This window comes from Streptomyces sp. NPDC015242 (assembly GCF_043079125.1).
Classification (GTDB): Bacteria; Actinomycetota; Actinomycetes; order Streptomycetales; family Streptomycetaceae; genus Streptomyces.
Genome location: NZ_JBIBUF010000002.1, coordinates 874,307 through 886,779 on the forward strand (window position 1 = coordinate 874,307; position 12,473 = coordinate 886,779).

A 12,473-nucleotide genomic window follows, 5' to 3' on the forward strand; every position below is an offset into this window, starting at 1 on the left:
CGGAACCGCGACTCAACGAAAAGTTAACAACACCCCTCCGGGACACGAACTGGCCCGTGGGAAAGCGGGAAGTACACGGGGTGCACCGTTCTGACACACGGAGTTCACCCGGTGTACGTTCACCGGAAAGTTGCGCTGCCGACCGGCCTCCTAACGTTTTGCGGGTGCCTAAGCTTTCCGTGATCGTGCCGTTCTACAACGTGCAGCAATATGCCCCGGACACCCTCAGAAGCCTTCGGCTGAACGCCGATCGCGATTTCGAGTTCATCCTGGTCGACGACCATTCCAAGGATGGAACCCCGGCCATTCTCGAACGGGCGGCCGAGGAGCTCTCGGATGTCGCGCAGGTGCGTTACATCCGACACGAGAAGAACGGCGGCCTCGCCACCGCCCGCAACACCGGCCTGGACGCGGCGCAGGGCGAGTACCTGACGTTCCTGGACGGTGACGACTGGCTGGCCCCCGGTTATCTCACCGAACTGGTGTCCGCCATGGACCGGTTGGGATGCGACTTCGTGCGCACCGACCATGTGCAGGCCACCGCCCGCGCCCGCTCGGTGCACCGGGTCCCGGTCGGCCGCCGCTGGGAGGCGTTCGACCCGCGTGAGGCGATCCTGCCCGCCCATCGCTCCACCTCCGTGGACTACGCCTACGCCTGGGCCGGCGCCTACCACCGCCGCCTGGTCGACAAGGGCGTGCTCCACTTCACCGACGGGCTGCGCACGGCCGAGGACCGGCCGTGGATCTGGAAGCTGCACCGGGAGGCGGAGTCGTTCGCCGTGATCAGCCTGCTGGGCGTGTTCTACCGGCGCGGGGTCGCCTCGTCCCTGACCCAGATCGGTGATGTCCGCCAGCTCGACTTCATCCGCGCCTTCGACCAGGTGATCGAGGAGACGGCCGCGGACCGGGAGGCGGACCGGCTGCTGCCCAAGGCGGTGCGCACCTACTGCGCGATCATCGCCCACCACCTCTCCAACGAAGACAGGTTCGAACCGGCCGTGGCCAGGCAGCTGCGGTCGATGAGCGCGGCGGCCATCAAGCGGATGCCGCAGGACGCGCTCCGTGACGCCCTGGAGGCCATGGACATGGACCGCGCGTCCAAGCTGCGGCGGCTGCGCCGCCGGGTGACTACGACGGGAGCGGCCGCCTGATGCCCGGGACCACTCAGATCTTCTGCGCCTCGACGCTGTACGGCGTGGCCACCCTGGCCGCCGCGATCGACTCCGACCTCTTCGAGGAGCCGGACCGCCGCGTGCTGCTGGTGTTCAACAACTCCGCGACCCCGGAGACCACCCCGGCGCTCGACGAGATGCCGGGCTTCGCGCCGCTGCGCGAGCACTTCGACGACGTGCTGTCCTGGAACGAGGCCATCCGCCCCTTCCACCCCGGGGCCTGGACCCCGCGCGCCGACGACATCCCGCTCTTCGAGCGCTACCTGCGGATGCTGTGGAACCTCGGCGACGACCAGGTCAGCCTGGTCCTGGAGTCGATCCAGGTGGCGCCTGCGCTCACGGTGGCCCAGCTGTTCACCGACGCCCCGATCGACGTCTACGCCGACGGCCTGATGAGCTACGGCCCCACGCGCAACAAGCTCGACCCGCTGGTCGGCACCCGCGTGCGGCGGCTGCTCCACCTGGATCTGGTGCCGGGGCTCACGCCGATGCTGCTGACCGAGTTCGGTGTGCCGGCCCACCTGGTGCCGACGCCCGCCTTCCTGAAGGTGCTGGGCGAGGTCACCGAGACCGTGCCCGAACTGCCCGCGCTGCCCGCCGGCTCGGCGCTGCTGCTCGGCCAGTACCTGTCGGCGCTGAACATCCTCTCCCCCGAGGAGGAGGAGGACCTGCACGTGCGGATGATGCGGGGCGCCGTCGCCCGCGGCCACCGCACGGTCGTCTTCAAGCCGCACCCGACCGCACCGGCCCGCTACAGCCGCGCCCTGGAGACCGAGGCCGAGAAGCTCGGCGTCGACCTCACCGTGCTGGACACGCCCGTCCTCGCCGAGGTCCTCTTCGACCGCGCCCGGCCCGCCCTGGTCGTGGGCTGCTTCTCCACCGCCCTGTTCACGGCCTCGGTCCTCTACGACCTGCCGGTCGCCCGCATCGGCACCGAGCTGCTCCTGGAGCGGCTGACGCCCTACCAGAACAGCAACCGCGTCCCCACCACCCTGGCGGACGCGCTGCTGCCCGACCTGGAGAGCGGCCGGGAGGGTGACGTGCTGCCCGCCGAGCGCCTGCCCGGGCTGCTCACCGCCGTCGGTTTCACCATGCAGCCGCAGATCTACCCGGAGCTGCGGGAAGAGGCCGAGCGGTTCCTCGCCCGGCACCTCGGCCCGCGCACCCGGCGCTACTTCAAGAAGCGCCGTCTCACCTCGCTCGGACTGCCCGGGGGTATTCCGCAGCGGCTGGCGTTCCTGCCACGCAATTCCACGGCACGCCGGGTGGTGCGACGGGCGCGGGCCCTGCGGAACAAGGCGGCGCGCCGCTGAGGAAGATGTGCCCGGCGCACGGGTGCGGCGACATCCAGATGAACCCGTGGGAACCGGCAGGCGAAGCCTGTCGCCTTCGAACGTGATTCCGTCAATTCCCGTCCTAGGGTGGCAGGCGCCCTGCCCGCCCACAGGCGGACCAGGTAAAGGACGTACGAGCCACACAGAGGTTTTCAGCGTGACCGAGACGGTCGTCAGCCCTCGTAAACCCCGGCCCGGTGCCGCCGTGCTGGTCGAACCCCCGGGCGCCACGACCGTCCCTCGGCGCCGGGAGAAGTCCGCAGGCCGGCTGCGCGCCCTGGACGGCCTGCGGCTGGTGGCCGCGCTGATGGTCGCGGCGTACCACTACGGCGGGCGCGACGGCGAGGTCACCGAGGCCTGGGGCTCCTCGCCGAAGCTGCAGTTCCCCACGCTGCACGAGTTCCTCGCCTACGGCTGCCTCGGCGTCCAGGTGTTCTTCGTGATCAGCGGGTTCGTGATCTGCATGAGCGGCTGGGGCCGGCCGCTGAAATCGTTCTTCGCCTCCCGCGCCTCCCGGCTGCTGCCCGCCTACTGGGTGGCGGTCCTGCTGGTGACGGCCGTCTTCGCGCTGCCGGTGGTCACCTACCACGCGGTCTCGCCGAGCGACGCGCTGGTGAACCTCACGATGCTGCAGATGCCGCTCGGCGTGGACCGGGTGCTCGGGGTGTGCTGGACGCTGTGGGCGGAGGTCCGCTTCTACGCCCTGTTCGCGCTGTGCGTCGTGCTGCCCGGGGCCACCCGGCGCCGGGTGATCCTGTTCTGCGCGGGCTGGACGCTGGCCGCGGTGATCGCCGACAACGCGCGGATGCCGCTGCTCGACATCGTCCTGATGCCGGAGTACGCCCCCTTCTTCATCGGCGGGGTCGGCCTGTACCTGATCCACCTGGACCGGCGGGACGTCTACGGCTGGGGCATCGTCGCGGTGAGCTGGCTGCTCGGGCAGCACTACGCGGTGCAGGGCCTGTGGCACGCGCCCGAGGCGGGCGGCTTCTCGTACCGCTCCTCCCTCGGCATCGTGCTCGTCGTCACCTTCGGGTTCGTGGCGGTCGCGGCGATCGCGCTGGGCTGGCTGCGCTGGGCGAACTGGCGCTGGCTGACGGTGGCCGGGGCGCTGACCTACCCGTTCTACCTGGTCCACGAGCACTTGGGCTGGGTGGCGATCGGCGCCCTGCACCGCGGTCTGGGGCTGCCGTCGGCGGCGACTTTCTCGCTGACGGTGGCGTCAATGCTGCTGCTGGCGTGGTTGCTGCACAAGTATGTGGAGAAGCCGCTGACACCACGGCTGCGGGAGCTGCTGGCCAAGGCCCGCTGAGCTGTTCACGGGCCGTTCACCCCACCGTCGGTTCGGGCAACGCGCACAGAGAAGGCTCGTCTCATGACCAACGCACACGTGACCGACAAGCACCCCGGTGAACTGGCGGACGTCCCGGGCTGGTTCCCCGCTCTGGACCAGATGCTCTTCACCTGGTTCCTCGAACGGCAGCGGAGGCAGGGGATCCGGGGCGACCTGCTGGAGCTGGGCGTCTACCTGGGCAAGAGCGCGATCCTGCTCGGCCGTCACCTGCAGCCGGGCGAGACGTTCACGGTCTGCGACCTGTTCGAGGGCGAGGCCCCGGACGGGGCCAACCAGGCGGAGGCGGCGAAGTCGTACTCCTCCCTCACCCGGCAGGCCTTCGAGCGGAACTACCTCTCCTTCCACGACACGCTGCCGGCGGTGATCGCCGCGCCCAGCTCCGCGGTGCCCGAGCAGGTGGCCCCGGGCACCTGCCGGTTCGTCCACATCGACGCCTCGCACCTGTACGAGCACGTGTACGCGGACATCGGCGCGGCCCACGACCTCCTGCAGCCCGACGGCGTCGTGGTCCTCGACGACTTCCGCTCCGAGCACACGCCGGGCGTCTCGGTCGCCGCCTGGGAGGCCGTCCTCAACCGGGGCCTGCGGCCGATCTGCCTCAGCACGCAGAAGTTGTACGCCACCTGGGGCGATCCGGGCCCGTTCCAGGAGGACCTGCTGGAGATGCTGCGCGAGCGCACGGACGTCGGGCTGAGCGTGCAGGAGGCGGCCGGGCACCGGCTGATCCGCACCCGCTCCCGGGGCATGAAGCCGCCGCCCTTCCCGACGTCACGGCACTACGTGCCCCCGGCGCCCGCACCGGCCCCCGCCGAGGTCGCCGAGCCCCGCGCCGCGCGCCCGGCCCGCCCGGCCCCGTCCCGGGCCCGCCGTCTCGCCAAGGACCTCCTGCCGCCGATCCTCACCCGGGCCGTACGACGGGCCCGGGCGGGCAGGGCCCGAGCCGCCGGGGTGTCATGAGACGCCGTAGCGCGCCGCGATCCCCTCGATCACGAGGGTCAGCCCCTCCTCGAAGTGCCGGCCGTAGTCCTCGAAGAGCTCCGCACCCGCCCGGGCCGACAGTGGGAAGTCGGCCATCCGGCGGGCGCGTTCGTCCATGTCGTAGCCTTCGCGGCGCTCGCCCGGCCGGGGATGCACGCCCTGCTCCTCGGTGACGAAGCCGAGCGTGTACAGGTAGGTCGTGTTGAGCGCCCGGGCGGCCTGCGGGAGCGTGAGACCGGCGGCCGTGAGCAGGCGCAGGTTGTCCTCCATCTGCGCGGCGTGCTCGATGCCGGTGAAGCGTGAGCCGCTGAAGACCTTCGCGCCGTCGCGGTAGCCGAGCAGCGCCGTGCGCAGTCCGCGGTTCGCCTTCAGCAGCCGCTCCCGCCAGCCGTCGGCGGGGTCGAGCGCGGCCCCGGCGACCATCCGGCGGTACATCTCCGTCGCCATCTCGTCGAGCAGCGCCTGCTTGTCCTTGAAGTGCCAGTAAAGGGCGGGCGCCTTCACGTCCAGCTCCCGGGCGATGGCGCGCAGGGTCAGACCGTCCAGGCCCACCTCGTTCAGCAGCCGCAGCGCGGTGTCCGCGACCCGGCGGCGGTCCAGGGGCGCGCGTCGTTCGGTACTCACGCTTGACAACTTAACACCGTTAAGGCCACGCTCCTGGACACGGCGGCACTTAACAACGTTAAGGAGTGGTGGGCGTATGGACACGGACGTGCTGGTGGTGGGCGCGGGCCCGGCCGGGCTGGCGCTCGGCATCGATCTCGCCCGGCGGGGCGTGGCCGCGCTGGTCGTCGAGCGGGCGCGGACGCTGTTCCCCGGCTCGCGGGGCAAGGGGCTGCAGCCGCGCACCATGGAGGTCTTCGACGACCTGGGCGTGCTCGGTGCCGTCCGCGCGGCGGGCGGCACCTATCCGGTGGGCATGATCTGGCGGGACGGCAGGCGCGCGGGCGAGCACCGGATGTTCGACCCGGCCAAGCCGAGCGAGGACGCCCCGTACAACGAGCCGTGGATGGTGCCCCAGTGGCGCACCCAGGAGATCCTGCGGGACCGGCTGGAGGAGCTGGGCGGGCGGGTCGCCTTCGGCCGTGAGGTCGTCGGGCTGGCGCAGGACGAGGAGGGGGTCCGTGCCGAGTTCGCCTCCGGCGGGGCCGTCACCGCCCGGTACCTCGTCGCCGCGGACGGCGGCCGCTCGACCGTGCGCCGGCTGCTGGGCATCGGCATGACGGGCGAGACCGTCGACCCGAACCCGACGCTGGTGGCGGACGTCCGCGTCAGCGGCCTGGACCGGGAGAACTGGCATCTCTTCCCGCCCGGCCGGCACGGCTTCCTGGCGCTCTGCCCGCTGGCCGGCACGGAGGACTTCCAGCTCACGGCGCAGTTCACGGACGGGACGGTCCCGGACCTCTCCCTGGAGGGGATACGCAAGGTCGTCGCCGCCCGCACGCACCTGGCGCCGGAGGCCGTGACGGAACTGCGCTGGGCCTCGGACTTCCGCCCCCGGGCGGCCCTCGCGGACCGCTTCCGCTCCGGCCGGGTCTTCCTCACCGGCGACGCGGCCCACGTCCACTCCCCGGCCGGTGGCCAGGGCCTCAACACCAGCGTCCAGGACGCCTACAACCTGGGCTGGAAACTGGGCGCGGTCCTGCGGGACGGCGCGGCGGCGGACCTGCTCGACTCCTACGAGGAGGAGCGGCGGCCCGTCGCCGCCGAGATGCTCGGGCTGTCCACACGCGTGCACCGCGGTGAGACCCGGCGCGGCGACGCGACCCGCCAACTCGGGCTCGGCTACCGGGAGTCGTCACTCACCGCCGAGACCCGGACCGCCCCGGGCCCGCTTCGCGCGGGCGACCGGGCCCCGGACGGGAGGGTGGCGGGCGTCCGGCTCTTCGACGCCTTCCGCGGCCCGCACTGGACGCTGCTCGCCCTCGGCGGCGACGCACCGGCCGTACCGGGCCCCGGCCCACGCATCCGGGTCGTACGAGGCCCCGCGCCGGGTCCCTACACGCCCGGCCTGTACCTCGTCCGTCCCGACGGCTACCTGGGCTGGGCGGGCGACACGGCGGCCGGACTCCCCGGGCACCTGGCCCGCTTCGGCCTCTAGCTGCGGGCCGGCGCCGCCTTACGAACTCGCCAGCGACAGCTTCACCGCGAACCCCAGGAACAGCGCGCCCGCCGCCGAGGTCGCCCCGGCCGACAGGCGCCTGCGGCGGCGGAAGGCCGCGGCCAGGCGGGTGCCGCCGAAGATCAGCGCGCTGAGGTACAGCACGCTGGCCAGCTGGGCGAGGACGCCGAGGACGACGAAGGACAGCGCCGGGTAGGCGTACGCCGGGTCCACGAACTGCACGAAGAAGGCGACGAAGAACAGGATCGCCTTCGGGTTGAACAGGCTGACGACGAAGGCGCGCCGGAAGGGCCGCTCCCCGGCCGGTGCGGCGGCCTCACCGCCGGCGGCGCGCTCGCCGCGCGCCCGCCACATGCCCCAGGCGGCCCGCAGCATGCCGATCGCCAGCCATGTGAGGTATCCGGCCCCCGCGTACTTCACGATCCCGAACAGCACGGCGTTCGCCTGCAGCAGCGAGGCGACACCGGCCGCGGACAGCGTCATCAGCACCGCGTCCCCGCACCACACGCCCGCGGCGGCGGTGTACCCGGAGCGCACGCCGCGACGGGCGGCCACGGACAGCACGTACAGCGAGTTGGGGCCGGGCAGCAGGATGATCAGAACGAGGCCCGCCAGGTAGGTGGGCAGATCGATGACACCGAACATGCAAGGGAGTGTCGCACGGAGGCCCGGCGTCCGGCCCCGGTGCTCCCCGGCTCACGGCATCGGTCAGAAGGCGTCCGACGGGACGTACGCCCCCCACACGTCCCGCAGCGCGCCGCACACCTCCCCGACCGTCGCCCGGGCCCGCAGCGCCTCCCGCATCGGGTACAGGACGTTGTCGTCGCCCTCGGCGGCCTTTCTCAGGGCGCCGAGGGCCGTGTCCACGGCCGGCTGGTCGCGCCGGGCGCGCAGGGCGGCCAGGCTTTCGGCCTGGCGGGTCTCGATGGCGGGGTCGACGCGCAGCGGCTCGTAGGGCTCCTCCTCGTCGAGCCGGAAGCGGTTGACCCCGACCACCACCCGCTCGCCGGAGTCGGTCTCCTGGGCGATGCGGTAGGCGTTGCGCTCGATCTCGTTCTTCTGGAACCCGCGTTCGATGGCCTCGACCGCGCCGCCCAGTTCCTCGACCCTGCCCATCAGGTCGAGCGCCGCCGCCTCCACGTCGTCGGTCAGCTTCTCCATGACGTAGGAGCCGGCGAAGGGGTCGACGGTGGCGGTGACGTCCGTCTCGTGGGCCAGCACCTGCTGGGTGCGCAGGGCGAGGCGGGCCGACTTGTCGGTGGGCAGGGCGATCGCCTCGTCGAAGGAGTTGGTGTGCAGCGACTGGGTGCCGCCCAGCACCGCCGCCAGCGCCTGCACCGAGACCCGGACCAGGTTCACCTCCGGCTGCTGCGCCGTCAGCTGCACCCCCGCCGTCTGCGTGTGGAAGCGCAGCATCTGCGACTTCGGGTTCCGCGCGCCGAACTCGTCCCGCATCACCCGCGCCCAGATCCGGCGCGCCGCGCGGAACTTGGCGACCTCCTCCAGGAGCGTGGTGCGGGCGACGAAGAAGAACGACAGGCGCGGGGCGAAGTCGTCCACGTCCATGCCGGCCGCCACCGCGGCGCGCACGTACGCGATGCCGTCGGCCAGGGTGAAGGCGATCTCCTGCGCGGGCGAGGCGCCCGCCTCGGCCATGTGGTAGCCGGAGATGGAGATCGTGTTCCACCGCGGCAGTTCGGCCCGGCAGTACCGGAAGATGTCCGCGGTCAGGCGCAGCGACGGCTTGGGCGGGAAGATGTAGGTGCCGCGGGCGATGTACTCCTTGAGCACGTCGTTCTGGACGGTGCCGGTGAGCTGCTCGCCGCTCACCCCCTGCTCCTCCGCGACCAGTTGGTACAGGAGCAGCAGCACCGCCGCCGGGGCGTTGATCGTCATCGACGTCGAGACCCGGTCCAGCGGGATCCCGCCGAACAGCACCCGCATGTCCTCGATCGAGTCGATGGCCACGCCCACCTTGCCGACCTCGCCGTGCGCGAGCGGGGCGTCGGAGTCGTGGCCCATCTGGGTGGGCAGGTCGAAGGCGACCGACAGGCCCGTGGTGCCGTGGGCGATCAGCTGCCGGTAGCGCGCGTTGGACTCGCCCGCCGTGCCGAAACCGGCGTACTGGCGCATCGTCCAGGGCCGGCCCGTGTACATCGTCGGGTACACGCCCCGGGTGTACGGGTACGCCCCGGGCTCCCCCAGCTTCTCCGCCGGATCCCAGCCCCGGAGGGCCTGCGGCCCGTAGACCGGCTCGATCGGCAGTCCGGACTCCGACTCGCGCGCCATGGTGTGATGCCTCCCGGGAGCAGTGACCTCGCTCACCACCATGCCCCCTGGTTCGCGACGGGTCACGCCCGGGGAACATCAGAGAGGACATCCGGGTGGACCGGTGAGACGACGGGGGGCCGTGTGCGTACTACGGGCATGGGGAGAGCGACAGCCGCCGCGGTCGCCGTGCTGGCCGCGCTGACCGGCTGCACCGTGCAGACCCCCGAGGGCGACGGCAAGGGCCGCTCACCGGTGCGCATCGAGCTGCCCGAGGGCACGCCCTCACCGGCGCGCACCCCCGCCGGCGGCACCGGCGGCCGGCCGGGCACGGCCCCGCCCGCCGAGGACGAGGACACGCCCCGGGCCGCGCCCCGCGTGCTGTGGTCGCCCGGCGACACGGGCCGGGACGTCCGCGAGCTCCAGGCACGGCTGCGGCAGGTCGCCTGGCTGCTGGAAGGGCCGTCCGGGACGTACGACGGGGCCACGGAGCGGGCGGTCAGCGGCTTCCAGGGCAAGCGCGGGCTGCCGCGCACCGGGCGGACGGACACCGTCACCTGGGAGCGGCTGCTGCGGATGACCCGCGAGCCGGGCCGCTGGGACCTCTACCTGATGGGCGGCCAGCCGGCCGATCCCCCCGACCCGCGCTGCCGCAGCGGACGGGTGCTGTGCATCGACAAGACCAGCAGGACGCTGCGCTGGATGGTCGACGGGCGGACCCTGTCGACGATGGCCGTGCGTTTCGGCTCGGAGTACACACCGACCCGGGAGGGCGTCTTCTCCGTCTACTGGAAGTCCCGCGACCACGTGTCGACGCTCTACGACTCCCCGATGCCGTACGCCATGTTCTTCAGCGGCGGCCAGGCCGTGCACTTCTCGGCGGACTTCGCGGCCCGGGGCTACGCGGGCTCCTCGCACGGCTGCGTCAACGTACGGGACGAGGCGGCGATCGCGGACCTCTACGCGCAGGTCCGCGACGGCGACAAGGTCGTCGTGTCCTGGTGAGGATCCGGCAGGGAGATTGGGGCGCGGGCGGGACCGGGGGAACGTGTCCCGCCCGCGCTCAGGTGCACGAGCCGTAGGTACGGGGGGAACCCCGGCTCCGTGCGACAGCCGATGACCAGTCGGCTCACTCATTACTGCGCCGGAGGGCCCGAAAACGTCACACCCTCGCCGAGGAGATTTTCACGGAGTACGAAACCGCAGGTCGCAGGGGTGCGATGGAACGCCAGACGTGGTCGCCGCCGACGTCGGCCTTCTTCTCCCCGGCCGTCTGACCGCCCTTCCGGTCGGCCTTCCGGTCGGCCTTCCGGTCCCCCTCGCCCCGCCCCTGTCCCCCGTCACGGCCCCGGCTCTCGTTCTCGTCGCTCGCGCCGTTCTTGTCACTCTTGCCGGTCTTGTCGTTCTTGCCGGTCTTGTCGTTCTTGTCGCTGCCCTGGCCTTGTCCCTGACGGCCCTCACCCGTGCCGCCGGCGCCGCCGCCGTCCTCGCCTTCAGACGCACCGGAGCGGGGATCGGCCTGGGCCAGAACGCCCTTGCAGAACTTCCACACGCGCGTGCCACCGGCCGCGTCCCGCAGGGCGCTCCTGCGGTCGTCGTCCAGTCGCAGGCCGGCGCGCAGGTCGCGGCAGGCCTCGGTGATCTCCGCATGGCTGCCGGGGCGGTCCGCGCCGGTGCCGGGCTTCCCGGCGGTGTCCTCGCGGGTGCCCTCTCCGGAGTCACCGGTGCCGCCCGTCGCGGCGCTGTTCGGGGCGTCGTCCCCGGGCGCCGCTCCGCCCTGGCCGCCGCCGGTCGGCGTGGGCGAGACCAAGGGGCGCTCGGGCGGGGTGACGGTGGCCGAGGCGGAGGAACCGGAGCCGGACTCGTCGCCGCCGAACGGCGTCCCGAGCACTCCGGTTGCGGCCACGGCGGCCACGCCGCCGGCCATGCCGACGGCCAGCGAGGCGGCCAGTGCCAGACGTACGGGACGGAACCGGCGGGAGCGCCGGGCGCCGCCCGGGCCGGTGCCGCGCGCGGACCCGATCCGGACCAGCCCGGCGTCGGCGGCCCCGGCCGCGGACGCTCGCGCGGGGGCCGCGGAGTCGGCCGCGGCGTCGGCGCGTTCCGCGCGGGCCTTGCGGAAAGCGGCCAGCGCGGCGGCTTCACCGGGGAGTTCTTCGCTGGTCGGCGGGGGTGAGGCGGACAGCGCATCGAGCGTCCTCGCGAGCCGTTCGGCCTCGCCTCGGTGGGCGCCGTCGACAGCTTCCGGTGGCTCTCCGCTCAGCAGACGTTCCGCCGTTTCGCGGTCCAGCCACCTGTACTGCTCGTCGGCCATCACACATCCTTCTGCGTCCGCGCAACGCTGTGCGTCACACCTGCGGACGTCACCGCACCGCCGCGCGGTTCTCGCTGGGGCGGCAGGGCGTCGAGCACCCCGGCCGATTCCGGATCGGCCTGAGGATTGTCGCCCAGAAGCTCGGCGAGCCGCTTCAGGCCCCGGTGCGCCGCCGTCCGGACCGCGCCCGGGCGCTTGCCGAGCGTCTCGGCGGCGGTCTTCGCGTCCAGCCCCACGACCACGCGCAGCACGACCGCCTCGGCCTGGTCCTGCGGCAGCCGGGAGATCAGCGAGAAGGTGCCGTCGGTGGCGAGCGCCTCGATGGCCTCGCCCGCGGTGTCGGACTCGGCGGCGCGGCCGGTCAGTTCCGTCTCGTCACCGCCGATGGCGGGCCGCCGGCCGCGCATGCGTATGTGGTCCAACGCGCGGTTGCGGGCGATCCGGGCGGCCCAGCCGCGGAACCGGTCCGCGTCACCGGTGAACCGCTCCAGGTCCCGGGCGATCTGCAGCCACGCCTCGGACGTCACGTCCTCGGCGTCGGGGTCCCCGACGAGCGTCCGTACGTATCCGAGCAACCGCGGGTGCACGGCGCGGTACACAGTACGGAACGCGGTCTCGTCCCCGTCCTGTGCCGCACGCACCGCGGCGGTCAGCTCCGCGTCGTCCCCCAGCACCGCGTGCCCTTCTGCGCCTGAGCCGGTGCCGCTCTCGCGGCCCGGGTTCTCGCCGTCGTCGTCCTCGTTGATCATTGCGGTTCGCAAGCCCGCAGGTGGTTGCGGTGGTCGTGCTGCCTCCGGTGTGGCGCGAAAGGCACGTTACGACCTGAAACCACTCCCCGTCCATGTCCTCCCGAGATGCAACTAAGCCGTGACACGCAGGGGTGTGACACAAAGCGCACCCCGGGCGCTGTAGGAAGTACGGGCCGCCGCGC

11 protein-coding genes are annotated in these 12,473 nt (G+C 72.5%); 6 read left to right on the forward strand and 5 right to left on the reverse strand.

Annotated elements, in window-relative coordinates; genetic code table 11:
• Nucleotides 1–164: 164 nt before the first annotated feature.
• The 4 genes from ACF07N_RS09420 (at nt 165) to ACF07N_RS09435 (ending at nt 4,817) form a co-directional block, all read left to right on the forward strand.
• Nucleotides 165–1,151, forward strand: coding sequence for a glycosyltransferase family 2 protein (locus ACF07N_RS09420; protein ID WP_392110268.1), 987 nt, complete (start codon nt 165–167; stop codon nt 1,149–1,151).
• Entirely contained in the window at nt 1,151–2,485 is a 1,335-nt protein-coding gene (locus ACF07N_RS09425) for an alpha-2,8-polysialyltransferase family protein (protein WP_392110271.1), read from the forward strand. Before ACF07N_RS09420 ends, ACF07N_RS09425 begins: the two co-directional genes overlap by 1 nt.
• A 178-nt stretch (nt 2,486–2,663) precedes the next feature.
• The gene (locus ACF07N_RS09430) at nt 2,664–3,818 is read left to right on the forward strand and encodes an acyltransferase family protein (protein ID WP_383324793.1); all 1,155 of its coding nucleotides are present in this window, start codon (nt 2,664–2,666) and stop codon (nt 3,816–3,818) included.
• Nucleotides 3,819–3,881: 63 nt separating this feature from the next.
• Complete coding sequence (locus ACF07N_RS09435; RefSeq protein WP_392110274.1) at nt 3,882–4,817, forward strand: class I SAM-dependent methyltransferase; 936 nt, start codon at nt 3,882–3,884, stop codon at nt 4,815–4,817.
• Here the strand turns inward: ACF07N_RS09435 and ACF07N_RS09440 are convergent.
• Nucleotides 4,812–5,462 carry a TetR/AcrR family transcriptional regulator gene (locus ACF07N_RS09440; protein ID WP_383324799.1) on the reverse strand — a complete coding sequence of 217 codons (651 nt, stop codon included), beginning with the start codon at nt 5,460–5,462 and terminating at the stop codon, nt 4,812–4,814. The two genes, ACF07N_RS09435 and ACF07N_RS09440, sit on opposite strands and share 6 nt — an antisense overlap.
• Before the next feature lie 76 nt (nt 5,463–5,538).
• Between ACF07N_RS09440 and ACF07N_RS09445 the strand changes: the two genes are divergently transcribed.
• Complete coding sequence (locus ACF07N_RS09445; RefSeq protein ID WP_392110277.1) at nt 5,539–6,939, forward strand: FAD-dependent oxidoreductase; 1,401 nt, start codon at nt 5,539–5,541, stop codon at nt 6,937–6,939.
• Nucleotides 6,940–6,957: 18 nt separating this feature from the next.
• Here ACF07N_RS09445 and leuE read toward each other — a convergent pair whose 3' ends face one another.
• Nucleotides 6,958–7,605, reverse strand: a complete 648-nt coding sequence (leuE, locus tag ACF07N_RS09450) for a leucine efflux protein LeuE (protein ID WP_383337112.1) — start codon at nt 7,603–7,605, stop codon at nt 6,958–6,960.
• A gap of 63 nt (nt 7,606–7,668) precedes the next feature.
• A complete protein-coding gene (locus ACF07N_RS09455) occupies nt 7,669–9,249 on the reverse strand; it encodes a methylmalonyl-CoA mutase (protein ID WP_392110280.1) in 1,581 nt (526 codons plus the stop codon).
• 138 nt (nt 9,250–9,387) lie between these two features.
• Here ACF07N_RS09455 and ACF07N_RS09460 point away from each other — a divergent pair, with 138 nt between their 5' ends.
• A complete protein-coding gene (locus ACF07N_RS09460) occupies nt 9,388–10,233 on the forward strand; it encodes a L,D-transpeptidase family protein (protein ID WP_392110283.1) in 846 nt (281 codons plus the stop codon).
• A gap of 157 nt (nt 10,234–10,390) precedes the next feature.
• Here the strand turns inward: ACF07N_RS09460 and ACF07N_RS09465 are convergent, their stop codons facing one another.
• Nucleotides 10,391–11,542, reverse strand: a complete 1,152-nt coding sequence (locus tag ACF07N_RS09465; protein ID WP_392110286.1) for a hypothetical protein — start codon at nt 11,540–11,542, stop codon at nt 10,391–10,393.
• Complete coding sequence (locus tag ACF07N_RS09470) at nt 11,542–12,216, reverse strand: RNA polymerase sigma factor (RefSeq protein ID WP_031119846.1); 675 nt, start codon at nt 12,214–12,216, stop codon at nt 11,542–11,544. Before ACF07N_RS09470 ends, ACF07N_RS09465 begins: the two co-directional genes overlap by 1 nt.
• Between the last annotated feature and the right edge of the window lie 257 nt (nt 12,217–12,473).

Coding starts and splice junctions, on each gene's coding strand:
- leuE (WP_383337112.1), bottom strand. CDS start 7,605: ATGTTCGGTGTCATCGATCTGCCCACCTACCTGGCGGGCCTCGTTCTG.
- ACF07N_RS09465 (WP_392110286.1), bottom strand. CDS start 11,542: ATGGCCGACGAGCAGTACAGGTGGCTGGACCGCGAAACGGCGGAACGT.
- ACF07N_RS09455 (WP_392110280.1), bottom strand. CDS start 9,249: ATGGCGCGCGAGTCGGAGTCCGGACTGCCGATCGAGCCGGTCTACGGG.
- ACF07N_RS09435 (WP_392110274.1), top strand. CDS start 3,882: ATGACCAACGCACACGTGACCGACAAGCACCCCGGTGAACTGGCGGAC.
- ACF07N_RS09425 (WP_392110271.1), top strand. CDS start 1,151: ATGCCCGGGACCACTCAGATCTTCTGCGCCTCGACGCTGTACGGCGTG.
- ACF07N_RS09460 (WP_392110283.1), top strand. CDS start 9,388: ATGGGGAGAGCGACAGCCGCCGCGGTCGCCGTGCTGGCCGCGCTGACC.
- ACF07N_RS09445 (WP_392110277.1), top strand. CDS start 5,539: ATGGACACGGACGTGCTGGTGGTGGGCGCGGGCCCGGCCGGGCTGGCG.